Here is a 22603-nt window from a genome sequence, read left to right on the forward strand (position 1 = left end):
GCTGCCTCCGCCCGGCTCAGAGCAGTTGGACCTCGCTGGCCCGCCAGCGACCGTCGACCTTATCCATGGTCATCTTGATCCGGCTGCGGTCGATGCGCGGGTCGGGCGCGGCCGTGTTGGTGACGGTCTGGTCGATAAAGACCAGCACGACAACCTTGTTCGTCGACTCGGACTGAATCGCCGAATCCACCACCACGCCGTGGGCGGTCGCCTTGTTGTCGATCAGCAGTTGCCGAAGCTTCACGCTGGACTGGGTGTACATGTCCTTGAACTCGCCCGTAGCGCCATCGAGGACCTGCCTGAAGTTGTCGTCGACCTTGTTCGAATCGATGCTCGTCAGCACCTGTGCGTAGGCGATGGCGGCCTGTTGGGCCTGAGCGCCGGCGAGCTTGATCTGGTGCTCCTGCCACTGCCGCCAGCCGAGGAATCCCGATACGGCAAGTGAGGCGACGAGTAGCGCCGGCAGCGCGCTGCGACGCAGGTAGTGCTTCCAGCGCCGCCCGCCGCGCCCGGGGTCGCGACGCTTGCCTTTGAGCAGCACGCCGTCTTCTTCGTCGGCCCGTTCGTCGTCGGCCCGTTCGTCGTCGACGGGCACATCCTCCGCGTCTTCGGTTGCGGCCGGGGGAATTTCGTCGTCCGGCTCCGCCTCGGCGCGCGCCTCGGCCTTCGGGTTCTTCTTGGTGGTCACGATCACGATCAGCTCCTCGAGATGTGGGTTGATGGCCTAGTGGGGCGGTTCGATCGGCAGGCCTGGGCCGCCGTAGGGAGTGGGAATGGTGTAGCGACCACGCGGGGTCGGATCGGTTCGACGGCCCAGGTCTGCACCCGGCGGGGGACCGGCGGTGTCGTCGCCGCCCGGCCGCGGCGCGTTCTTGGCGCCCCGGATCGAGACCGCGGGGTCGTCGTCGCGGCAGTAGGTGTACATGAATGGCTCGTAGTAGTCGGCGGCGGAGGAGGCGTGCGACGGCGTCCCGTAGTCGCACACATAGCGCGGATAGAGGTCGGCCGTCGCCCAGACGCCGTGATCGTGAAATGCGCTCGTCACCGCGTCCAGCACGGACCCACGGTAGTCGGGGAACAGCGCGTTGAGCGCCGGAACGCGTAGATAGAGCAACTGCGACATGGTCGCCATGCTGCCCAGCAGCTGCACCATCGTGTCGGAATTGTCGGCGAACAGGTTGTCGACCGCCGAAAGCGTGCGCGGGGTTTGCCCGGTCAGGCGGCGATAGCCGGCCTGCATCCTGGCCACGCCGGTCAGGGTTCGGTCGAGTTCCGTTGCGGCAGAGCCCAGTCCTGCGTTCTTGTCGCTTGCCAGGGTGAGCACCACCCGGCTCGTCTTGATGATGCTGGTGGTTTGGGGCAGCACCGAATCGAGCGTGGAAAGCAGAAACGTACCGCCGTCGACGATGGCGGTCAGCTTCGCCGGGCCCTCCTTGCTCAGGCTCAGTTCCTTCTTGATCAACTCGACCTTGTGGGGGTCGACCTGGGCCAGCAGTCCGTCGGCGTCACCGAGCAGCTGCGCCAGGCTGACCGGAACAGTGGTGCGGTCGGAGGTGATCAGGCTGCCGTCGTGCAAGTACGGCCCGGCGTCGGAGGCGGCCTCGAAGTTGATGTATTGCTCGCCGGCCGGCGACAGTGCCGAGACGTGCACCACGCTGTTCGCCGGTATCCGTACGTTGGACGTGATGCTGGCGATGGCGTTCACGCCGTTGTCGGTGATCCGCAGCGACTCGACCCGGCCGACGCGCACTCCGCGCAGCGCGACATCTTGATTCGGCAGCAAGCCGCCGGATTCCGCCAGCTGTACGGTGACGCGGTAGGTCGAGGCGAAGGGTTTCACCCGCAGCGCGCCGATAAGCAGGTAGGCGGTGGCGATGACCAGAATGAGCGCCAATCCGGCCACCGACAGCCAGACCTGTTGTCGGTGACCAGTGCGCACGGCCCGCACGATGACGTTCGCGACGTTGTCGACGGCGCGGGTCATGGTTGCGGTCCAGGCGGTGGCGGTTTCGGTGGTGATGGTGGTAGTGGTGGTGGTGGTGGTGGTCCCGCCGGGGGTCCGGGAGCGACGTCGATTTGACCGGGGATGTTCGGGTCCGGAATGACTGGAACCTGCGGCGAATTCGGCCCGCGGCCGACCACGCGTTCCTGCAGACGCCACAGGGTGTACTTGAGGGTGCCGACGAGCAGGTTCACGTTGTAGTGGTGCGGGCCGTGCAGTCCGATGTCACCGGGGAATCCGATATCGGGAAGCGATCCGAGCATGATCTTGTCCACGCTCACGTGCACCGAAATTGAGTTCCCGGCGGTCGATTTGACCAACGGGGGAATCAGCCGGTTGAGCGCCAGCCAGCTGGTATCCGGGCTCACGGCAACGTCATTGGCCGCGCCGGCGACCGTGTTCAGGTCGCGGATGATGCTGCGGCCGCTGGTGTCGGTCCCGCCGATCGACGGGAACCGGGCCAGCAGTCGGGACGTGTCGCCCACCTGGATGGCCACGTCGGAGAGCTGGGCGGTGTTGTCGGCAAGCGCCGAAGTGGCGGGACCGGCGGCCGCCATCAGGTCGCTGATGGTTTGGTTCTTGGCGTCGAGTTCGTCGGCCAGGTGCGACAATTGGGTCAACGCGGTCGAGATCTGACCGGACCGCGAGTCCAGCGTCCCGAGCAGCTCGTTGGATTTGCGGATCATGTTCCCGAACGCCTGGCCCTGGTCGCCGGTCGCCTTGCCGAAACCGTTGATGATGTTGGTGAAATTGCGCACCGCCCCGCCGTTCACCAGGATCGCCGCCGAGCTCAACACCGACTCGACTGTCGCGGCGGCCGCGGTCGAGTCCAGGCCGATGGTGTCGCCGTCTTTCAACAGGGGCGCGTCCGGATCACCGGCGGCCGGCGGCTTCAGGGCGACGAACACGTCGCCCAGCGGTGTCGCGGTCCGCAACTCGGCGGTGCTGCCCCGGGGCAGTTGCACGCCATCCCTGATGCGCAGCCGGGTGACCGCGGTGTAGTTGCGCGCGACCATCGACTCGAGCTGTCCCACGTCGGCACCGGCAAGTTTCACCTTGGCATTCATCGGCAGGTTGAGCGCGTTGGAGAACACGGCGTTCAGCGAGTAACCTCCCGAACCCAGGCCCGGGGCCGGAAGCGGCAGGCTGGCAAGGCCGTTCGTGGCGCATCCGGCGGTCACCATCGCGGCGGCCACCGCCGCCAGCACGCCCCGCGGGCCCGCGGTGATCATTTCTGCCCCATCGCGGCCATGCCGTCCAGCACGTAGGTTAACCCGAAATCAGGGCCGAAATCTTGGATCGTCCCGGTGCTGCAGCCCAATTGTCGAAGGCCCATCAGGTTGCAGATCTCTTTGGTGTACTGGCTGTCGAAGAGCAACCGATCCGTCAGGAATCGTGCGCGGACGCTGCCGTTGGCCCGGTCGATCATGTTGTAGGCGTTGTCGGCCACCAGCGGAGCCAGATCCAGCAGTTCGGCCAGGTCGCGCCGCTGGTCGGTCACCGTCTGCAGCGTGGCGTTGCCATTGGAGGCGGTCTGCTTGATGTTGTCGCGGTTGGCGTCGAGCAGGTCGCCCGCCCGTTGGATCAGTTCGTCGAGTTTGCGTCCCGTGGTGCCGCTGCCGAGGTCTTCGTCGGCCATGATCTGGCTGACTTCGTGGATGGTGGAGGCGAATTCGCGCAACTTGGTGTCGTTGGCGGCCACGGCGTCGAACAGGGAGCTGATGTTCTTGACGATCGTGGTGATCTGCTCGCGGGTCGCCGCGCCGCCGTCGCTGGAGAGGCGCAGTGCCTTGGACAGTTCACCGAGCGCCGCTTTGATCCGTTCCCCGTTGCCGTTGACGACCTGGGTTCCGCCGTTCAGTACGTCGGCGACCGGCCCGCCGCCGCGGCCGTCGCCCTCGAGCGACTTGGTCACCTTGTCCAAAACGTTTAAGACGCTGCTGAATTCGACGGGCGTCTTGGTCCGGGGTAGTCCGATGGTGTCGTGGTCTTCCAGGGTCGGTCCGCCGTGATACGGGGGTGTGAGCTCGATCTGCCGGTCGGTGAGGATGGAGGTTGACACCGTGACGGCCTGCGCGGTGGCGGGAACTTTGACGTGGCGGTCGACGGTGAATTCGACTTCGACGTAACCGCCCCTGGCGGTGATCTTGGTGATCTTGCCGACCGGCATGCCCAGAACCGCCACCTCGTTGCCCTCGTAAAGTCCTGAGGCGCTGTCGAATTGCGCGGTCACGGTGATCGTGTCGTCCTCGGGGCCGAGGCACCACCAGCCGATGCCGGCGACTGCGGCGATCACCGTGAGGGCGGCGACGATGGCCACCGATTTCGACGCGAGCCCCTTCACTTGCAGTCCTTGAAGTACTGGATCATGCCGAACTGCTTGGCGCGGCCGCTGATTGCGCACATCCACGAGTCGATCAGCGGGACGTTGGGGGCATTGAAGTTGATCGCGTTCCCGTCACCCGTGAGGTTGGCCGCCTCGCGGAAGAAGATCGGGCTGGTTTGCAGCATGCTGTGCAGCAGGTCGTCGTGCGCGGACATCAGGTTGGTGAAGTCCCGCATGTCCTTGATCAGCGCGTCCAGCGCCGGCCGGTCGGTGACCACGACCTGGCTCATGGTGTCGACGAGGCTCGACAGGGATTGCATCATCTCGTGGAAGACGGCTCGCCGCGCGACGAACTGGCCCAGCAGGTCTTGGCCCTGGTTGACCAGGGTGCCGATGTCGGCCTGCTGGCGCCGAAGGGTGTTGGTCACCTGCTCGGTGCTGCGCAGCAGCTGGCCCAATTGGTCGCGTCGCACCGCGATGATCGACGACAGCGTGTGGATGTTTGAGATCGCTTGCGGCACAACTGCCGGCATGCCGTCGAGCTGCTTGCCGAGCACCGCGAGCGATTGTGCGAACCGGTCGGAGTCGACCTGCTCGAACGTGGTGGTGGCGTCCTGCAGCGCGGCTTGCAGGTCGTAGGGCACCTCGGTGTGGGCCAGGTCGAAGGTGTTGTTGGGCAGGTGCGCCGGTCCGGCGGGTTCCAGCGAGAGGTACCGCGAACCCAGGATGGTGGTGACCTTGATCTGCGCGCGGGAATCCTTGCCCAGCGCGATGTTGTCCCGAACCTTCAGCCCCGCCTCGACGTGGTCGCCGACGAGTTTCATGCTGGTGACGTTGCCCACCGGAATGCCGGCGACGACGATCGGGTTGCCGGCCCGCAGCGAAGCGGCCTGCAGGAACTCGGCGGTGTAGTGCCGGTATCCGGCACCGAGCGCGTGCACGAGCAGCATGACTCCGATGACCACCGCGACCACCGCGACGGCGATGAACCCGAGCCAGGTCTTGTTGTAGCTTTCCAGCGGCCGCTTCCTCATCCGCTGCCATACGGACGGGTCAGCCATCGGCGGTGCTCCTGCATCTCGGGCTGTGCCACGCCTTGTTGCCCGGCGTCGCGGCATTGACGATGATCGGCACCACGTCGTTGAGGCCCGGGAAGAACCCCATGAAGTTCACGTCGCACACGTAGGCATTGCCGTAGGCGCCCTGGTTGCCGACCCGGGCCAGCCCCTTGAGTAGCAGCGGGATGTTGTCGCCGAAGAACGCCACCTGCGGTTCAACCTCCATGATGTGTTTGGTGGCACCGGGTTGGCGGTCGATGAATTCGCGCAATGCCGGGTACACGTCCGTCGCCGATGCCGACAGCCGGCCCGTCACCCGGGCCAACGAACCCACCGAGGCCACCAGGTCGGGGCGCCGGACGTCGAGCTCGCCTACGACGCTGCGGGTCTGAGTGATGACCCCGTCGAGGTTGTCGTTCTGCTGGGCGAGGTTGGCCATCACCTTGTTGAGATTGGTGATCACGCTGCCGAGGGCCTGGTCGCGTCCCGCGAATGTCTCGGTGAGCGTAGAGGTCTGGCCGACCAGCGTGGTCAGCGATGACGTGTCGCCTTGCAGCGAGGCGATGATGCCCTTGGTGAGGTTGTCCGCGTCGTGGGGGTTCAGCAGGCTGAACAACGGTTCGTAGCCGTTGAGCAGCGTGGTGACGTCGAAGGAGGGTTCGGTGCGTTCCAGCGGAATCGTGCTGCCGGGTGGGAGCGGCCGCGGGCTGCCTTCCTTGCCCAACGACAGCCCGAGGTAACGCTGCCCGACGATGTTCTGGTAGGTGACCGATGCGAGGGTGTTCCCGAACAACCGTTGCTCCTGCTGCACCACGAACGAGACCCTCGCGAGATTCCCGTCGAGCTCGATCTTTTCGACCCGGCCGACGCGCACCCCGGCCATCCGGACGTCGTCGCCTTCACGCAGCCCGTACACGTCGGTGAACACCGCCGAATACTTGGCGGTATTGCCGGCCACGTCGCGCCGCAGGCTCACATACACCAGCCACGTCAACGTCAACGAGACGACCATGAACAGGGTCAGTGCGATGAGCGGGCCGCGAAACCTCATTTGGCCTCCCCGGGTGGATGCGCCGGCGCATGGGCGATGGACACCGTGGTGCCCCGCGCGACCGGGCCCAACAGCAGCTCGGTGGCCGCGGTCGCAGGCGCGCCGGTGATCACGCCCAAGATGTTCCGTTCATACTGGCTCCCAACGGGTCCCACGTTCCCGCCGAACGAGGCCTGCGGGATCCAGGGCGCCTTGGGCGCCACCGGGGCGACCCACGGTTCGTGGGGCTGCGGCGTGGCGGGCGCCCCCGGCGACGGGTTGTCGGGGTTCGCGCTCCCCGGCACCGGCGGGGACGGCGTGATCCCTGCTGGCAGCGGGGGATTGGGATCGGACAGGTTGGGGTTCGGGTTGATCAGCGGCGGACCGACGGCGACGAGATTTCCGTCCGGGCCGATCACCGTGCCCGGGGGTGGGGCCAGATCCTTGGGCGGCTGATAGTTCTGCGGCAGCAGGACGTCGGGCAGATCGGGCCGCACCGGGATCAGCGGCGCGGTGAAACAGCTGGGTCCCTTCAGCTCACCGTAATGGGGGCAGTCAGCGCGGGTGTAGGTGGAACTGGGCGTGAACGTCAACATCGCGCGCATGTTGCCCAGGTTGGTCTCCGGGTTCCAGACCTGCTCCATGAACTGGTTGGCCAGGTTGTCCAGCTTGGCGACCGCGGGCACGAAGTTGTTGGACTTCTGCGCCAGCACGCCGAGCACGGGCGTGAAGTCGGTTGTGATGGCGATGAGTTGGTCGATGTGGTTGCCCAACGATTGGTGCGTGGTGCCGACCGTATCGTCGGCGCCCGACAGCAGCGTAGCCAGCTGGCCGCGAGTCTCGGCGAAGGTGCGCATCGGTTCGACGGCCCGGTGCAGTGCGTCGAGCAGATCGGGGGCGGTCTGCGCCAGCCCCCGGGTCGCATCCAGCAGCGCGGACACCGTCGAGGGGCCGGTGTCGGTGCTGACGATCGAATTGAGCTGATCCAGAAGGCGATTCAATTGCGCGCCGGCGTTCAGCAGGCTGACGCGGCGGTGGTCGGTGGCGGCGCCCAGTGCGGCCAGAATTCCCACCGACCGGTCGTCCCGGTCGCGGCCCGCCGCCGCGAGCAGGTCGCGCAACTTGGTCACGGTCGTCTGGAACAGCACGGTCGGAAGCCGCTTGTCCTCCGGAATGTGTGCGCCGCCGTGGATCGGCGCGCCGGGGCCGTTCCCCACCAACTGAACCGACGACACGGCGAAGACATTGCTGGGCACCACGCGGGCGGTCACGTTGGCCGGGATCGACCCGGCGAACTCTTCCTTGAGATCGATGTGGACATAGTTGGGATTGCCGTGTGCCGCGGGCACGACGCCGTTGACCATGCCGACCAGGACGCCGTGGTATTTGACGTCCGACCTCTGCGGCAGTCCGTCGCCCACGTTCACCAGATCGGCGACCACGCGGACGTAATCGTTCAGTCTGCCAGTGGATTTGACCAACATCGCGGTGGTGAACAGCGCGCTGACCACCACGACGGCGATGCCGATGCCGAACAGCTGCCGGTCGGAGGGGCCGCGCCCGTCCAGCTCAAAGGAGTTGGGCATTTTCCACCGACCTACCCGCCGAACCTTGCGCCGGAGTCGACGCCCCACAGCGCCATGGTGAGCAGCATGTTCACGATGATCACGACGGTGATGCTGGCCCGCATGCCGTGGCCCGCGGCGACCCCGACGCCTTCCGGTCCGCCGCCCGCGTAGTAGCCGTAGTAGCACTGGATCGTGGAGGCGATCCAGACGAAGATGACGGCCTTGATCAGGGAGTAGACGATGTCCTGCCCGGCCAGCATCAGCGTGAAGTAGTGCAGGTACGAACCGGTCGAGCCGCCGCTGCCCAAACCCACTACCACTTGCGTGCTCAGGTAGCCGATCGCCAGGCACGCGGCGTACAGCGGGACGATCGCGACCACCGAGGCGATCAGCCGGGTGGTGACCAAATACGGAATCGGCCGGATCGCAATCGATTCCATGGCATCGATCTCCTCGGCGATGCGCATGGACCCCAGCTGGGCGGTGAAGCGGCAGCCACCCTGCATGGCGAAGGCCAGCGACGCCATCAGGGGAGCCAGCTCGCGGGTGTTGACCAACGACGAGACGAAACCGGTTGCCGGCCCCAGGCCGAGCAGATCGAGGAAGTTGTAGCCCTCTATTCCGACCAGAGCCCCGACCGTCGTGCCGAGCACGACCGCAACGCCGGCGGTGCCGCCGCCCACCACGATCGACCCGTTGCCCCAGGTGATGTTGGACAGCAGCCGCAAGAACTCGCCCCTGTACTGGCGCAGGGCGAGGGGCACCGCGACGAGCGCCCGAACGAAGAAGACCAACAGGTGCCCGAGCCGAATGACCGGGACTTGACCCCGGCGGTAGAGGCGGACGAGGGGAACCGAAATCGGTGCGAAAGGTTGATAAGCGGACGCCGTCACGTCATAGCCCCGTCCTGGGCGACAACATGATGTAAAGCTGGCTGATGGCGACGTTGACGATCATCAGCAGCAGGATGGCCTCCACCACCGCCGCGTTCACCGAGTTCGCCACGCCCGTCGGTCCGCCCTTAGTGGACAAGCCTTTCTGGCTCGACACGATAGCCACGATGGCGCCGAATACGACCGCCTTCACCAGCGCCAGGATCATGTCGTCGGTCGTCGCGAACGAGGCGAACGTCGACACGAAGCTGCCCGGGGCACCGTTCTGGAAGTAGACGTTGAACATGTAGCTGGCGAAGAATCCGGCGAAGCACACGACGCCGGTGAGGGCCACACCGATCATCACCGCGGCGGCGAAGCGGGGGACGACCAGGCGGCGGATCACCGAGACGCCCATCACCTCCATCGCGTCGGTCTCTTCGCGCATCGTCCGCGAGCCCAGGTCGGCGGTGATGGCCGACCCGACGGCCGACGCCATCAGGACCGCGGCCACCAGGGATGCCCCCTGCCGGATGACGGCGAGCCCGCTGGCCGCGCCGGCGAGCGAGGTGGCACCGACCTGGCCGGCGAGCAAGGCGAACTGGATGGACAGTGTCACGCTGATTGGCAGCGACACCAGGATCGTCGGCAACACGGCGGTGCCGGCCATGAACGCGCCCTGGCGGACGAACTCCTGCCATTGGAATCGCCCTGTCGCCAGGTCGAAGAAGAAATATTGGGCGGTGCGCACGCCGAGGACGAATTGTTCGCCGACAGTGGTCAGTGACGCGACGGGGTGACGCTTGACGTATCCGATGGACCACTCCTGAATGGCCGTGACGCCGTCGTGTCCGTCCGTCATCGCGCGGCTATTTGTCGTATGTGTAGCAAACTTACGGCACCCGTCATTGCGAACCAGTACGTCCTGACCGCCGAGCAGAGGGAATCGAAGCCCGTGGAGCCTAACGTCACTAAAATAGTGTTATCAGGTTCCATAATTTTGCAGCTCATAGGCGTGTGCTGAGTCACACTAGCCTACTTGATAGGGACTTTCAATAGTGTAGAGTCACTCATCTGGATCGCCGCGGAGCGGCACCAGGGGGCTGAAATGTCGGATAGACGAAGGTGAAGGCATGCCCTCAGCAAACACCGGCTCGTTGCGAGACCGCCGCCGTGCCGAGCTAGTTTCGCAGATCCAGCAGACCGCCCAACGGCTTTTCGCCGAACGCGGCTTCGACGCGGTGACGACCGAGGAGATCGCCGCGGCGGCCGGCGTATCGATCAGCACCTATTTCCGGTACGCGCCCACCAAGGAGAGCCTGCTGGTCGGTCCCGTCCGGGAGGCCAGCGCCCAGGTCGTCGAGTCCTACAGCGCGCGACCACCCGACGAGTCACCGGTCGAGGCGTTGATCCGGCTGTTCGTCGCCCGCGCCCAAGAGGTCATCGAAGTCCAGACGCTGGACACCTGGCGCCAGGCCGTCGCCACCGCCCCGCGGCTGTTGAGTCAATCGGTGCTGGTCACCGAGACCGAACACCGTGAATTCGTCGAGCAAGTCGCGTCCCGCATGGGCGTCGACGCAGCGGCAGACGTTCGGCCCGCGCTGTTGGTGCACACCAGCTTGGCCACGGCCAAATTCGTCATCGATCGCTGGCTCACCCAGCCTGCCGACGGCCCGGAGTTTCACGTTCAGCTCGAAGAGGCGCTGCGGATGACGCTCGCGGGGTTCGACTGACACGCGGATCCGGAACGTCACCGGCGGAAACCGCCGTGACTTTGCTCGCCGCCGCGTGAAACAATCGCTGGCCGTGAAGACGTTTGAGGATCTGTTCGCCGAATTGGGTGAGCGCGCCCGTACCCGGCCGTCCGGCAGCGCGACGGTCGCCGCGCTGGACGGGGGCATCCACGGGTTGGGCAAGAAGATCCTCGAGGAGGCCGGCGAGGTGTGGCTGGCCGCCGAGCACGAACCCGACGAGGCGCTGGCCGAGGAGATCAGCCAGTTGCTCTACTGGACGCAGGTGTTGATGATCGCGCGTGGGCTGTCGCTCGACGACGTCTACCGGAAGCTGTGACGATGCTGCGGGTAGCGGTTCCCAACAAGGGCACGCTGAGCGAACCGGCCAGCGAAATTCTCGCGGAGGCGGGCTACCGCCGTCGCACCGATTCCAAAGACCTCACCGTCATCGACCCGGTCAACCAGGTCGAGTTCTTCTTCCTGCGGCCCAAAGACATTGCGATCTATGTGGGTTCGGGGCAGCTCGATTTCGGCATCACCGGACGCGATCTGGTCCGCGACTCGGACGCGCCGGTGCGCGAGAGGCTGGCATTGGGTTTCGGTTCGTCGAGCTTTCGCTATGCGGGCCCGGCCGGGCGGGAGTGGACGACGGCGGATCTGGCTGGGAAGCGGATCGCGACGGCCTACCCCAATCTCGTTCGAAAAGATCTGGCGCAGCGCGGCATTGAAGCGACCGTCATCCGACTCGACGGGGCGGTGGAGATTTCGGTGCAGCTCGGCGTGGCGGACGCCATCGCCGACGTGGTCGGGTCCGGGCGCACCCTGAGCCTGCACGACCTGGTGGCCTTCGGCGATCCGCTGTGCGATTCGGAGGCGGTGCTGATCGAGCGCGCCGGCCCGGAGCGCCCGAACGGGACACAGGCGGCGCACGACCAGCTGGTGGCGCGGATCCAGGGGGTGGTGTTCGGGCAGCAATATCTGATGCTCGACTATGACTGCCCGCGTTCCGTCCTGGACCGGGCCACGGCGATCACGCCGGGTTTGGAATCGCCGACCATCGCGCCACTCGCCGATCCGGACTGGGTCGCGATCCGCGCGCTGGTGCCGCGCCGCGGCGTGAACGAGATCATGGACGAGCTGGCCACCATCGGCGCCAAAGCAATTCTGGCTTCAGACATCCGGTTCTGCCGGTTCTGACCGGCCGCTCGGGCGTCACGCTGGCTTAGCTTCACGCTCGACGCCCGCGGTCGCGCTGGCGTGACGCTGGAGGCCGGTGGTGGCGCTGGCGTGACGCTGGAGGCGGGTGTCGCGACCGCGGCTGTGTTAGCGTCCGCTAGGGCCGCTTGCCCGTGTCATCCCCATGGGCCGTCATCCCTAACCGTTGCCGGGCTGTTCGATCCCCAGGAGGGTCTTCGTGACACACGCGCTCATTCTGCTGCTGGCTTTACTGATTGGTGTCGTCGCCGGGCTGCGTTCGCTGACGGCCCCCGCCGTCGTCGCCTGGGCGGCCTACCTTGGCTGGCTCGACCTGCATGGCACGTGGGCGTCGTGGCTGGCCAACATCATCACGGTCATCGTCTTCACCGCTCTCGCGATCGGTGAACTGGTCACCGACAAGCTGCCCAAGACGCCGGCCCGCACAACGCCGCCGGTCTTCGCCGCCCGGATCGTCATGGGTGGACTGGCGGGCGCGGCGCTCGGCGCCTGGCCGCACTGGACCTTCACCGCGCTCGGCGCCGGCGTCATCGGCGCGGTGCTCGGCACGCTCGGCGGTTATCAGGCGCGCAAGCGGCTGGCCGCCGTGGCCGGCAGGGACCTGCCCATCGCGCTGCTGGAGGACGCGGTCGCGATCGTGGGCGGGTTCGCCATCGCCGCGGCGACGGGCCACGTGTTGACGGAATACCTGCTGACGGCGGTTAAGTGACACAGCATTTCGACGCGATCGTCGTCGGGGCCGGGCAGGCCGGCCCACCGCTGGCGGGGCGGCTGACGGCGGCCGGCCAGCGGGTGGCGCTGGTGGAACGCAAACTGATCGGCGGCACCTGCGTGAACACCGGGTGCATCCCGACCAAGACCCTGGTGGCCAGCGCGTACGCCGCTCACCTCGCGCGCCGCGCCGCGGATTACGGGGTGGCGACCGGACCCGTCAGCGTGGACATGGCGAAAGTCAAGGCGCGCAAGGACGAAATCATGTTGGACGACCGTAAGGGCGTCGAGGACTGGTTGGCGGGGATGGACGGTTGCACCGTCTTTCGCGGGCACGCCCGGTTCGAGGATCCGCACACGGTGCGTGTCGACTACGAAGCTGGGCACGACGTCCTGCATGCCGACCGGATCTTTCTCAACGTCGGTGGTCGCGCGGTGGTGCCGGATATCCCGGGTCTATCCGACGTCGAGTTCCTGACCAATGTCTCGATCCTCGAACTCGACACGTTGCCAAGCCATCTCGTCATCCTCGGCGGCAGTTACATCGCGCTGGAGTTCGCCCAGATGTACCGGCGCTTCGGGGCCCGGGTGACCGTCGTCGAGCGGGGCTCGCGGTTGGCGTCCCGCGAGGACGAGGACGTCTCGGCCACCGTCCGCGACATCCTGGAGGACGAGGGCATCGACGTCGTCGTCGGTGCCGATAGCGTGCGAATCTCCAAGAAGGACAATGGCTTTGAATTAACCCCGAGCGCCGGCGCCGCCCCGATCGGCGGGAGCCACCTGCTGCTGGCCGTGGGCCGACGGCCCAACACCGACGACCTGGGCCTCGAGGCGGCCGGTGTGCGGACCGACGCCCACGGCTACATCGTCGTCGACGACCAGCTCAAAACCAACGTCGACCACATCTGGGCGATGGGAGACTGCAACGGCAAAGGCGCCTTCACCCACACCTCTTACAACGATTTCGAGATCGTCGCCGCCAACCTGCTCGACGACGACCCGCGTCGGGTCAGCGACCGCATCACCACCTACGCGCTCTACATCGACCCGCCGTTGGGGCGGGCCGGGATGACCGTCGACCAGGTTCGTGCGTCGGGACGCAAGGCGCTGATCGGCAAGCGTCCGATGTCGCGGGTCGGCCGGGCGGTGGAAAAGGGTGAGACGCAAGGCTTCATGAAGGTGGTGGTGGATGCCGACACCCAGGAGATCCTGGGGGCGGCCATCTTCGGCGTCGGCGGCGACGAGGCCGTTCACGAGATCCTGGACATCATGTCGGCCAAAGCGCCCTACACGACGCTAGCCCGCACCATGCACATCCACCCCACCGTCAGCGAGCTCATCCCCACAATGCTGCAGGAGATGACCCCGCTGCAGTAGTGGCGATCGCGAGCGCGGCGTTGGCCGGGCGTGGCGGGTCGCCACCGTGGGACTCGTGGCGATCGCGAGCGCGGCGTTGGCCGGGCGTGGCGGGTCGCCACCGTGGGACTCGTGGCGATCGCGAGCGCGGCGTGGCGGGTCGACCACCATCGGCTAATAAGCGTTAGTGCGACGCGGTGGCGGGGCGACGGGACCGCCGCCGCCTGGGACGCGTGGCCGATGCGCCGCGCGGGGCAGCGGGGGTGGCCGATGGCCGACGGACCTGCGCCGGAGCGGGCGCGACGGACTCGCGGGGCGCGGGCTCACCGGCCAAGGCGTGGATGACGGGGGACGCCGCGGTGACCTGCTGGGGAACGGCGCGGATGGCCGCCTTGCGCATCATCGATTCGGTGTCCCGGCGTTGCTCGGGCAGCGCGATGGTGACCACGTCACCGGAGGCGCCGGCTCGGGCCGTGCGGCCGGATCGATGCAGATAGGCCTTGTGCTCGGCGGGCGGGTCCACGTGGACCACGAGCTCGACGTTGTCCACGTGTACGCCGCGTGCGGCGATGTCGGTCGCGACGAGCACTCGCGCCTGGCCGGTCGCGAACGCCGCCAGGTTCCGGTCGCGCACGTTCTGGGAGAGGTTGCCGTGCAGCTCGACCGACGCGATGCCCGACTGCGTGAGCTGGCGGGCCAGCTTCCGGGCCTGATGCTTGGTCCGCATGAACAGGATCCGCCGGGACTCTCCCGCAGCCAACCGGTGCACGAGCTCCCGCTTGGCCTGCGGCCCGTCGACACAGAACAGGTGATGTGTCATCGCGGGAGTCACGGACACCGGTTCGGCGATCGATCGCGTCACCGGGTCGGTGAGGAATCGCTTCACCAGGGTGTCGACCGCGGCGTCGAGCGTGGCCGAGAACAGCATCCGCTGACCGGTCGCGGGCGTGGCCGCCAAGATGCGGGTGACCGTGGGCAAAAAGCCCAGATCGGAGAGGTGGTCGGCCTCGTCGATGATGGTTACCTGTACTGCGCTCAGCTTGACGATGCCCTGCTTCATCAGGTCGTCCAGCCGGCCCGGGCAGGCGACGACGATGTCGACGCCGGACTTCAGCGCCGCGGCTTGCCTGTGCTGCGGTACCCCGCCGAAGACGGTGGTCACGCGCAGGCCCCGAACCGCGGCCAACGGAGCGATGGTCGCGGCGATCTGTGTCGCGAGTTCGCGGGTGGGCGCCAGCACCAGCCCGGTGGGCTTGCCGGGCTGACGATTACCGGCGTCGAGCCGGCTCACCAGCGGGATCGAGAAGGCGAGCGTCTTGCCGCTGCCGGTCTTGCCGCGGCCCAACACATCACGGCCGGCAAGCGTGTCCGGCAGGGTCTCGATCTGGATCGGGAATGGCCGGTGAACGCCGCCCTTGGCGAGCGCGTCAACCAGCGGTGGGCTCACACCGAGGTGAGCAAAAGTTGTGTCTTCAAGCATGTTTCACTGTCCCTAACGCGTCGGTGGTAGCGAGATTGCCCTTCTGGCAACATCGATCGCCGCGACTCGAGGCTGTGCGGAGCGCACCTGGTCATCTCGGACTCGGCGCCCCGCGGGGATCTGAGAGGAAATAACGAATCGATCACGACGTGCTGGCAAGCCATTCGGCGCCAACGTTGACAACAGCCTACCGCACTCGTCGGTGAACTAGTGCGTCACGGCGGTCAGCGCAGCAATGACCCTTGTCACATCGGCGGACGGTCGGGCGGTCAAGCCGCCGGTTCGGTTGGTTGTGAAACGCCCTGTGCCAGAACGTGATCCGGCCATCCCGGGTAGGCCGGCGGGGTTCCGCCGAACAGGGGGCAATGTTGCTGGTGGGGACACCAGTCACACAACCGCGACTGGCTGGGGCGGAAATCGCCGGTTTTACCGGCGGATTGGATCGCACGCCAGATCGCCATCAGGGTTTTCTCGAAGCGCAGCAACTCGTCGTGGTCGGGCGAATAGTCCAACACCTGCCCGTCGGCAAGGTAGATGAGCCGCAGCCGGGTGGGTGGGACGCCGCGCGTGCGCAGCAGGGCCACCGCGTAGAACTTCATCTGGAACATCGCCTTGAACTCGGCCAAAGCCCGCGCCGCCGGCGGGGCCTTGCCGGTTTTGTAATCGACCACCCGCATCTCCCCGGTGGCGGCGATGTCGATCCGGTCGATGAATCCGCGCAGCAGGGTGCCGTCGGCGAGCTCGACCTCCACGCGCTCCTCGCAGCACTGTGGATCGAAGCGCGTCGGGTCCTCGAGGCAGTAGTAGCCCGAAAGCAGCGCCCGGGCCTCGGCGATCAGCTGGCCGCGCCGCTCGGGGTCGAAGCCGCTGGCAAGGTCGGGCGCCGCGGCGATCACCTGGTCCCAGGCCGGCTCGACCAATGACAGCGCGGTGTCCGGACCGCGCTGCGGGGCGGGCAGGCCGTAGAGCTGCTGCAGGGCGGCGTGCACCACCGAGCCGCGCAGCTGCGCGGCCGACGGCGCCTCGGGCAACCGGTCGATCGCCCGGAACCGGTACAGCAGCGGGCACTGCTTGAAGTCCGCCGCCCGCGAGGGGGACAGGGCCGGTTTCGAAGCCGGTCGGGCAGCCGGCCGCGCGAGTGTCTGCGGCTGGTTGGTCATGTCCGCAGCGTAGAACCGGGTGCCGACAACCCCGAGCACCGGCCGCGGCGAGTCGGCTGGCACGCTAGACGCCGTGTCCGCAACCGGCCCATTCACCGTCGGGGAACGCGTCCAACTCACCGACGCCAAAGGCCGGCACTACACGATGGCGCTCACGCCCGGCGCGGAGTTCCACACCCATCGCGGCTCGATCGCCCACGACGCGTTGATCGGGCTGGAACAGGGCAGTGTGGTCAAGTCCAGCAACGGCGCGCCCTTCTTGGTGCTCCGGCCGCTGCTCGTCGACTACATCATGTCGATGCCCCGCGGGCCGCAGGTCATCTATCCCAAGGACGCCGCGCAGATCGTGCACGAGGGCGACATCTTCCCGGGTGCGCGCGTGCTGGAGGCCGGGGCCGGGTCGGGGGCGCTGACCTGCTCGCTGCTGCGCGCGGTCGGGCCCGACGGGCGGGTGGTCTCCTACGAGCAGCGCGCCGACCATGCCGAGCATGCTCGCCGCAATGTCTCGGTGTTCTATGGGCGGCTCCCGGACAACTGGGAGCTGATCGTCAGCGATGTCGCCGAGTCCGATCGGCCCGACGGCTCGTTCGACCGGGCGGTGCTTGACATGCTCGCGCCGTGGGAGGTGCTCGACGCGGTCGCCCGTCTGCTGATCCCCGGCGGCGTCCTGATGGTCTACGTCGCCACCGTGACCCAGTTGTCGCGCGTCGTCGAGGCCCTGCGGGCCCAGCAGTGCTGGACGGAGCCCCGGTCCTGGGAGACGCTGCAACGCGGCTGGAACGTGGTCGGCCTGGCCGTTCGGCCGCAGCACTCCATGCGCGGGCACACCGCGTTCCTGGTCTTCACGCGGCGGCTCGCGCCCGGCGTCGTCGCGCCGGCGCCGCTGGGACGGAAACGCGAGGGCCGCGACGGCTAGTGGCGGGTCGCCAAGCACGACGGGGCGTCAATCGTCGCTGCGCTGCAGGCCCCGTCGCACCGACAACAGCTCGAACTCGGGGTGCGCGGCCACCAGCCGTTCGGCCGCATCCAGGACGTCGACCGCATGGCTGCGGTCGCCGGACACCGTGGCAACGCCGATGCCGGCGCGTCGATACAGGTCGTGCGAACCCGTCTCGGCCGCCGACACGCTGAACTTGCGTTGCAGCTCGGCGACGACGGGGCGGACCACCGAGCGCTTCTCTTTGAGCGATCGGACATCGCCGAGCAGCACGTCGAACTCGAGCCAGCCGATCCACATGCCGCGGGTCAACCGGGTGGAGTCGGAGTCGGGCCGGGCTCGGGGGGCGGCGCGGGAGCCGGGGCCGGGCCGGGTTGCGGTGCAGGGGCAGGCGCGGGAAGCGGTGCGGGGGCGGCGGGCGGTGTCTCCGCGGGTGACTTGCCCAGCGCCAAGAGCATCTCGCCGGTTCGCCGCGACAACTGCCAACCGCCTTGGAACGGCGTGAATTCCATGGGGAAGTGGAAGGTGGCGTTGGCTGGCTGCGCGGTATTGACGTCGATGTTCGCCACCACGTTGGCGGGGGTCTTGTCCGACCAAGCGATGTCGTGCGCGACGAAGGTCATGGGCAGGTAGCCGTTGTCGCGCAATGCGTTGGTGAATTTGTCCAAGGCGTCCGCGCTCTCGGGGGTGGCGCCTTCGACCAAACTCACCTTGTTGATGCCGGGTACGTTCGGGTCGGCGAGCCGGGTCAAGATGTCGGTAAGGGCTTCAGGCGTCGGCAGCGGGGTAGTTGGAGGTACGACAACCGTGCTCGACGTGGCAGGGGCCGCCGCGGGCGCGGAGGAGGCGATGCGGGTTTGCTGATGCGACGAACATCCCGAGATCCCGACCGCCGCCAAGACGGTGGCGGCGCTCAAGGCTGCGGACAGGTTTCGGCGCATCCAGTGGGTCAGGCCGGCGTGGGGGGTCGGACGCTTCCCGAAGCGGGCGCCCGCCGCGCGGTCGGGCCAACGGGTGCAACTGAACTCACACTCGCGGTCGCCACGCCGACGCCGGGCGTGCCGAGAAAGCCTGTGGCGAGGCTTTTTGCGGTCACGGCGGCCCTTTCGATCAGCGAGATTAGTGGCCGAGATTACCAGCGAGACGAAAATCTTAACTTTTCGTGGGTATTTGACTCCGTACATCATTGGTCAATCGCCGGTAGCTTTGAAGTATCCACCGCGCCAATTCGGTGTGGGAAAGGAGCGCAACATGGGTGGCTCAGAGCGTTCTGAATCATTCGGTACCCCCCGAGAGTCAGGCATGTCCAGCGGCGATGCTGCCGAATTGGAAGAATTACGCCGCGAGGCAGCGTTGCTGCGCGAGCAACTCGAGCATGCAGTCGGGGCGCAAGGCGGCGCCCGCTCTGCGCGCGATGTGCATCAGCTCGAAGCTCGGATCGACTCGCTTGCGGCCCGCAACTCGAAGTTGATGGAGACGCTCAAAGAGGCGCGCCAGCAACTACTCGCGCTGCGTGAGGAAGTCGACCGGCTCGGGCAGCCGCCGAGTGGCTACGGCGTGTTGCTGGGCGCGCATGACGACGAGACGGTCGACGTCTTCACCTCGGGTCGCAAGATGCGGCTGACGTGTTCACCCAACATCGACGTCGGGTCGCTGCGGAAGGGCCAGACGGTCCGCCTCAACGAGGCGCTGACGGTCGTCGAGGCCGGCACGTTCGAATCCGTCGGCGAGATCTCGACATTGCGGGAACTGCTGGCCGACGGACACCGGGCGTTGGTCGTCGGTCATGCCGACGAAGAACGCATCGTGTGGCTCGCCGAGCCGTTGGTGGCCGAGGACCTGCCGGAGGGTCATCCCGACGCGCTCAACGACGACACCAGGCCGCGCAAGCTGCGGCCGGGCGACTCGCTGCTGGTGGACACCAAGGCCGGTTACGCGTTCGAGCGCATCCCCAAGGCCGAGGTCGAAGACCTGGTGCTGGAAGAGGTGCCCGACGTCAGCTACTCCGACATCGGTGGTCTGACGCGCCAGATCGAGCAGATCCGCGACGCCGTGGAGTTGCCGTTCCTGCACAAGGAGCTGTACCGGGAGTACGCGTTGCGCCCGCCCAAGGGTGTGCTGCTGTACGGCCCGCCCGGCTGCGGAAAGACGCTGATCGCCAAGGCGGTGGCGAATTCGTTGGCCAAGAAGATGGCCGAGGTCCGGGGTGACGACGCCCGCGAGGCGAAGTCCTACTTCCTCAACATCAAGGGCCCCGAGCTGCTGAACAAGTTCGTCGGTGAGACCGAGCGGCACATCCGGCTCATCTTCCAGCGGGCCCGGGAGAAGGCGTCCGAGGGAACGCCGGTGATCGTGTTCTTCGACGAGATGGACTCGATCTTCCGCACCCGCGGCACCGGCGTCTCGTCAGACGTCGAGACCACCGTCGTCCCGCAGCTGCTGAGCGAGATCGACGGCGTCGAAGGCCTGGAGAACGTCATCGTGATCGGCGCCTCCAACCGTGAGGACATGATCGACCCCGCGATCCTGCGGCCCGGCCGCCTGGACGTGAAGATCAAGATCGAACGTCCGGATGCCGAAGCGGCGCAAGACATCTTCTCGAAGTACCTGGTCGATACGCTGCCGGTGCACGCCGACGACCTCGCGGAGTTCGGGGGCGACCGGTCGGCCTGCATCCACGCGATGATCGAAAAGGTCGTCGAGCGGATGTACGCCGAGATCGACGACAACCGGTTCCTGGAGGTCACCTACGCCAATGGTGACAAGGAAGTCATGTACTTCAAGGACTTCAACTCCGGGGCGATGATCCAGAACGTCGTCGACCGCGCGAAGAAGAACGCGATCAAGTCGGTGCTCGAGACCGGGCAGCCGGGTCTGCGCATCCAGCACCTGCTGGACTCGATCGTCGACGAGTTCGCCGAGAACGAGGACCTGCCCAACACCACCAACCCAGATGACTGGGCGCGGATTTCGGGCAAGAAGGGCGAGCGGATCGTCTACATCCGCACCCTGGTCACCGGCAAGAGCTCGAGCGCATCGCGGGCGATCGACACCGAATCCAACCTGGGCCAGTACCTGTAGGGGTTCTAAGCCGCGCCGCGCCTCAGGCCACGCACACGTCGTGGTTTGAGCGCGGCGCGGTTCCGCTTCGGGTCAGTCGGTCACCAGCGAATAGCTGTTGGTCAGGTTGTCCTGCAACACTTGGGCCGCGCGGGTCCTGGTATCGACGCGCAACTCGTCGGTGAGGACGCGCGGTTGATAGGTCCACCCCGCCGGGAGGTCGAGCCGCTCGGCGAGCCGCGGCAGATCCGCTTGCGACAGGTTGGGGTCGGCGACCTGGCTCAGCGTCTGCATCACCCAGTGCTGCCCCTGCGGGTCGATCAGTTCGTAGACCTGTTCGCCGGCGTTGAAGACGAAGACAGTGCGGCGATGGACCCTATTGGGGACGTACGGCGCGGGATTCATCGAAGAAAGCAGCACCGTGGCCTGCTGGATCATCTCGATCCCGCCGAAGGTCTTCGTGATGCGGGGTCCCTGGACTTCCTTTTCGATAGCGTTCATCAGCCAGTACCGCGGACCGTTGAGCAGGGCTGCGGCCACGCCGTTTTCGCTGGCGATGGCGTGCGGATCGAGCGCGGACCACAGGTCGGCGGGACAGTCGTTGAGCGGGAAGCTGTTGTAAACCGTCGCCTGCGGGCCGGCCTCGCCGGCGGTTACCAGCAGCACTTCGCCGTAGCGTTTTCCTGCCAGGTCGAGTGCGTGTTTGCCGAGGGCGCGGTCGGACTCAGGGGCGGGCACACGGTGAAGTGTTAGTCACCACCGTCGGTGCCGTCAACAGCACGGGCGGTCGGCGTGACGGCGCCGCGGTAGCGGTTGCGGGCGATCAACGTGGCGTGCAGGTCGTCAATCAGCGGGTCCAGGAAGGTGGACCGATACTCGGCGTCGCCGGCTGCTCGGGCGCTGATGTACATGAAGGTCAGCGCGCCCAGGAAAAGACTCATGTGCACCAGCGAATCCGGGACCGGCAGCGTGAACCCCAACACCGTGGCGGTGCTGTTGTAGGTGTGGGTCCATTCGTTCAGCAGTTCCGGGCTGAGCACGATCAACCCCAGAATCAGGTAAATGGTGGCGGTGACCACCGCCACGACCAGGATTTGTGCCAGCTGGGATGCGGCCAGCACGAACACCACGTTGAGGCGTTCGGTCTTCTTCAACGGCGCGCTGCCCGGGGTGTCCGGCATGGTCGCGAACGGCGTGCCGGCGAGGTGCTCGGTGTGTTCGGGCAGGGCCGCGGCCGACTTGAGCATCGGCCGCACCCGCTCCACCGTCGCGGAGATGACGAAGGCCGCCGCTATCGAGACCAGGAACGCCATCGCCAACCCCAGCCGGTTCCCGCTGATCGTCGCGGCCATCAGCCAGACGTAGGTGTTGAAGAAGACCAACGCGGTCAGCAGCACCACGGGCAACGCCCGGACCGCCAGCGCGCCGACCATGGTGAAGTGCGACAACATCATGCGCACCGCCCAGCCGACCACCGAACCCACCCCGAAGCCGGTGAGGATCAGCACGATGGCGATGACGGCGGCCTGCTGCGGCAGCTGAGCGGCGTCTCCGGTCGCCACCCCCACCGACGCCACCACCACGACCGACGCCGTCGCTATCGTCGCCCGCACCCGCCCGTTGCGTGATCGCGACACCAGCCAGCCCACGCCTGCCATCAGCGGAAGGCTGAGGCCGACGATGGCGAGCACGACCACCTCAGAAGTCGTTGGCGTGCCGGTGATTTCGACTTCATGGCCGCCGGTGATCAAATACACCGGCAGGATGCAGGCCTGCAGCGCGGCGTACGCCGCCAGCACCGGTGCCGCACGCGGCCAGAGCCGCCGCCACCGGGCGCGCCTCGTCAGTACGGACGGCAAACCCCGCGCCAGGAACCAGCTTTCAGCCGCGCCGTTCACCTGACCGCGGCGGTGCGGTGCACGGCGCAGAGTGAGGTCCATGGCGGCTCACCCTACGACGGCCGCCTCGCTTCCGCTGGTCGTTGAGCGGCTCGGACACCCACCGATTGCGTGCCCGCGCGCGGGCGCATCGTCGGCGGGTGAGCTCGATTGCCCGCCTCGCCCCCTCGCCGCTGCGCGGCTGGGGGCACCCCCAC

At 67.0% G+C, this 22603-nt stretch carries 22 protein-coding genes; 7 read left to right on the forward strand and 15 right to left on the reverse strand.

Going from position 1 to position 22603, the window contains the following annotated elements:
* Window positions 1-16: 16 nt before the first annotated feature.
* The 9 genes from ACEL92_RS11775 to ACEL92_RS11815 are packed head-to-tail and all read right to left on the reverse strand — an operon-like array spanning window position 17 to window position 9718.
* Complete coding sequence (locus ACEL92_RS11775; RefSeq protein WP_374025721.1) at window positions 17-694, reverse strand: DUF3329 domain-containing protein; 678 nt, start codon at window positions 692-694, stop codon at window positions 17-19.
* 30 nt (window positions 695-724) lie between these two features.
* Window positions 725-1984, reverse strand: a complete 1260-nt coding sequence (locus tag ACEL92_RS11780) for an MlaD family protein (protein ID WP_374025722.1) — start codon at window positions 1982-1984, stop codon at window positions 725-727.
* Window positions 1981-3234, reverse strand: coding sequence for an MlaD family protein (locus ACEL92_RS11785; protein WP_374025723.1), 1254 nt, complete (start codon window positions 3232-3234; stop codon window positions 1981-1983). Before ACEL92_RS11785 ends, ACEL92_RS11780 begins: the two co-directional genes overlap by 4 nt.
* Window positions 3231-4346, reverse strand: a complete 1116-nt coding sequence (locus ACEL92_RS11790) for an MCE family protein (RefSeq protein ID WP_374025724.1) — start codon at window positions 4344-4346, stop codon at window positions 3231-3233. Before ACEL92_RS11790 ends, ACEL92_RS11785 begins: the two co-directional genes overlap by 4 nt.
* Entirely contained in the window at window positions 4343-5389 is a 1047-nt protein-coding gene (locus ACEL92_RS11795) for an MCE family protein (RefSeq protein ID WP_374025725.1), read from the reverse strand. The genes ACEL92_RS11790 and ACEL92_RS11795 overlap by 4 nt, the downstream gene beginning before the upstream one ends.
* On the reverse strand, window positions 5382-6437 hold the full coding sequence (locus tag ACEL92_RS11800) for an MlaD family protein (RefSeq protein ID WP_374025726.1): 1056 nt from the start codon (window positions 6435-6437) through the stop codon (window positions 5382-5384). The genes ACEL92_RS11795 and ACEL92_RS11800 overlap by 8 nt, the downstream gene beginning before the upstream one ends.
* Entirely contained in the window at window positions 6434-8002 is a 1569-nt protein-coding gene (locus ACEL92_RS11805) for an MCE family protein (protein WP_374025727.1), read from the reverse strand. Before ACEL92_RS11805 ends, ACEL92_RS11800 begins: the two co-directional genes overlap by 4 nt.
* Before the next feature lie 11 nt (window positions 8003-8013).
* Entirely contained in the window at window positions 8014-8877 is an 864-nt protein-coding gene (locus ACEL92_RS11810; protein ID WP_374025728.1) for an ABC transporter permease, read from the reverse strand.
* Window position 8878: 1 nt separating this feature from the next.
* The gene (locus tag ACEL92_RS11815; protein WP_374025729.1) at window positions 8879-9718 is read right to left on the reverse strand and encodes an MlaE family ABC transporter permease; all 840 of its coding nucleotides are present in this window, start codon (window positions 9716-9718) and stop codon (window positions 8879-8881) included.
* Between the two features lie 271 nt (window positions 9719-9989).
* Between ACEL92_RS11815 and ACEL92_RS11820 the strand changes: the two genes are divergently transcribed.
* The 5 genes from ACEL92_RS11820 to ACEL92_RS11840 all read left to right on the forward strand — a co-directional run bounded on the left by ACEL92_RS11820 (window position 9990) and on the right by ACEL92_RS11840 (window position 13892).
* Entirely contained in the window at window positions 9990-10589 is a 600-nt protein-coding gene (locus ACEL92_RS11820; RefSeq protein WP_374025730.1) for a TetR family transcriptional regulator, read from the forward strand.
* Window positions 10590-10644: 55 nt separating this feature from the next.
* Window positions 10645-10926, forward strand: coding sequence for a phosphoribosyl-ATP diphosphatase (locus ACEL92_RS11825; protein ID WP_374025731.1), 282 nt, complete (start codon window positions 10645-10647; stop codon window positions 10924-10926).
* Between the two features lie 2 nt (window positions 10927-10928).
* Window positions 10929-11786 carry an ATP phosphoribosyltransferase gene (gene hisG, locus ACEL92_RS11830; protein ID WP_374025732.1) on the forward strand — a complete coding sequence of 286 codons (858 nt, stop codon included), beginning with the start codon at window positions 10929-10931 and terminating at the stop codon, window positions 11784-11786.
* A 217-nt stretch (window positions 11787-12003) separates the two neighbouring features.
* The gene (locus ACEL92_RS11835; protein WP_374025733.1) at window positions 12004-12513 is read left to right on the forward strand and encodes a DUF4126 domain-containing protein; all 510 of its coding nucleotides are present in this window, start codon (window positions 12004-12006) and stop codon (window positions 12511-12513) included.
* Window positions 12510-13892, forward strand: coding sequence for an FAD-containing oxidoreductase (locus tag ACEL92_RS11840; protein WP_374025734.1), 1383 nt, complete (start codon window positions 12510-12512; stop codon window positions 13890-13892). Before ACEL92_RS11835 ends, ACEL92_RS11840 begins: the two co-directional genes overlap by 4 nt.
* A 163-nt stretch (window positions 13893-14055) precedes the next feature.
* On the opposite strand, the gene ACEL92_RS11845 is transcribed toward ACEL92_RS11840, so the two are convergent.
* Together ACEL92_RS11845 and ACEL92_RS11850 are read right to left on the reverse strand one after the other, a co-directional pair.
* Window positions 14056-15351: a DEAD/DEAH box helicase gene (locus ACEL92_RS11845; RefSeq protein ID WP_374025735.1), complete on the reverse strand. Its 1296-nt coding sequence runs from the start codon at window positions 15349-15351 to the stop codon at window positions 14056-14058.
* Window positions 15352-15620: 269 nt separating this feature from the next.
* The gene (locus ACEL92_RS11850) at window positions 15621-16511 is read right to left on the reverse strand and encodes a RecB family exonuclease (protein WP_374025737.1); all 891 of its coding nucleotides are present in this window, start codon (window positions 16509-16511) and stop codon (window positions 15621-15623) included.
* Between the two features lie 73 nt (window positions 16512-16584).
* Here ACEL92_RS11850 and trmI point away from each other — a divergent pair, with 73 nt between their 5' ends.
* Window positions 16585-17427: a tRNA (adenine(58)-N(1))-methyltransferase TrmI gene (gene trmI, locus ACEL92_RS11855; protein ID WP_374025738.1), complete on the forward strand. Its 843-nt coding sequence runs from the start codon at window positions 16585-16587 to the stop codon at window positions 17425-17427.
* Between the two features lie 27 nt (window positions 17428-17454).
* On the opposite strand, the gene ACEL92_RS11860 is transcribed toward trmI, so the two are convergent.
* Together ACEL92_RS11860 and ACEL92_RS11865 are read right to left on the reverse strand one after the other, a co-directional pair.
* Window positions 17455-17748 carry a DUF503 domain-containing protein gene (locus ACEL92_RS11860; protein ID WP_374026183.1) on the reverse strand — a complete coding sequence of 98 codons (294 nt, stop codon included), beginning with the start codon at window positions 17746-17748 and terminating at the stop codon, window positions 17455-17457.
* Between the two features lie 8 nt (window positions 17749-17756).
* Window positions 17757-18389 (reverse strand): hypothetical protein, encoded by a 633-nt coding sequence (locus ACEL92_RS11865; RefSeq protein WP_374025739.1) that lies wholly within the window; start codon window positions 18387-18389, stop codon window positions 17757-17759.
* 310 nt (window positions 18390-18699) lie between these two features.
* On the opposite strand from ACEL92_RS11865, the gene arc reads away from it, so the two are divergent.
* The gene (arc, locus tag ACEL92_RS11870; protein WP_374025740.1) at window positions 18700-20529 is read left to right on the forward strand and encodes a proteasome ATPase; all 1830 of its coding nucleotides are present in this window, start codon (window positions 18700-18702) and stop codon (window positions 20527-20529) included.
* 72 nt (window positions 20530-20601) lie between these two features.
* Here the strand turns inward: arc and ACEL92_RS11875 are convergent, their stop codons facing one another.
* The gene (locus ACEL92_RS11875; protein ID WP_374025741.1) at window positions 20602-21246 is read right to left on the reverse strand and encodes a hypothetical protein; all 645 of its coding nucleotides are present in this window, start codon (window positions 21244-21246) and stop codon (window positions 20602-20604) included.
* A gap of 11 nt (window positions 21247-21257) precedes the next feature.
* A complete protein-coding gene (locus ACEL92_RS11880) occupies window positions 21258-22448 on the reverse strand; it encodes a hypothetical protein (protein WP_374025742.1) in 1191 nt (396 codons plus the stop codon).
* Window positions 22449-22603: the final 155 nt, after the last annotated feature.

This window comes from Mycobacterium hainanense (assembly GCF_041890355.1).
Classification (GTDB): Bacteria; Actinomycetota; Actinomycetes; order Mycobacteriales; family Mycobacteriaceae; genus Mycobacterium; species Mycobacterium hainanense.

Excerpts from the sequence above, each read along its gene's own strand:
- ACEL92_RS11785 (WP_374025723.1), bottom strand. The coding sequence starts at position 3,234 with ATGATCACCGCGGGCCCGCGGGGCGTGCTGGCGGCGGTGGCCGCCGCG.
- ACEL92_RS11820 (WP_374025730.1), top strand. The coding sequence starts at position 9,990 with ATGCCCTCAGCAAACACCGGCTCGTTGCGAGACCGCCGCCGTGCCGAG.
- ACEL92_RS11780 (WP_374025722.1), bottom strand. The coding sequence starts at position 1,984 with ATGACCCGCGCCGTCGACAACGTCGCGAACGTCATCGTGCGGGCCGTG.
- ACEL92_RS11845 (WP_374025735.1), bottom strand. The coding sequence starts at position 15,351 with ATGCTTGAAGACACAACTTTTGCTCACCTCGGTGTGAGCCCACCGCTG.
- hisG (WP_374025732.1), top strand. The coding sequence starts at position 10,929 with ATGCTGCGGGTAGCGGTTCCCAACAAGGGCACGCTGAGCGAACCGGCC.
- ACEL92_RS11805 (WP_374025727.1), bottom strand. The coding sequence starts at position 8,002 with ATGCCCAACTCCTTTGAGCTGGACGGGCGCGGCCCCTCCGACCGGCAG.
- ACEL92_RS11850 (WP_374025737.1), bottom strand. The coding sequence starts at position 16,511 with ATGACCAACCAGCCGCAGACACTCGCGCGGCCGGCTGCCCGACCGGCT.
- ACEL92_RS11815 (WP_374025729.1), bottom strand. The coding sequence starts at position 9,718 with ATGACGGACGGACACGACGGCGTCACGGCCATTCAGGAGTGGTCCATC.
- ACEL92_RS11865 (WP_374025739.1), bottom strand. The coding sequence starts at position 18,389 with ATGCGCCGAAACCTGTCCGCAGCCTTGAGCGCCGCCACCGTCTTGGCG.
- arc (WP_374025740.1), top strand. The coding sequence starts at position 18,700 with ATGGGTGGCTCAGAGCGTTCTGAATCATTCGGTACCCCCCGAGAGTCA.
- ACEL92_RS11860 (WP_374026183.1), bottom strand. The coding sequence starts at position 17,748 with ATGTGGATCGGCTGGCTCGAGTTCGACGTGCTGCTCGGCGATGTCCGA.
- ACEL92_RS11800 (WP_374025726.1), bottom strand. The coding sequence starts at position 6,437 with ATGAGGTTTCGCGGCCCGCTCATCGCACTGACCCTGTTCATGGTCGTC.
- ACEL92_RS11795 (WP_374025725.1), bottom strand. The coding sequence starts at position 5,389 with ATGGCTGACCCGTCCGTATGGCAGCGGATGAGGAAGCGGCCGCTGGAA.
- ACEL92_RS11880 (WP_374025742.1), bottom strand. The coding sequence starts at position 22,448 with ATGGACCTCACTCTGCGCCGTGCACCGCACCGCCGCGGTCAGGTGAAC.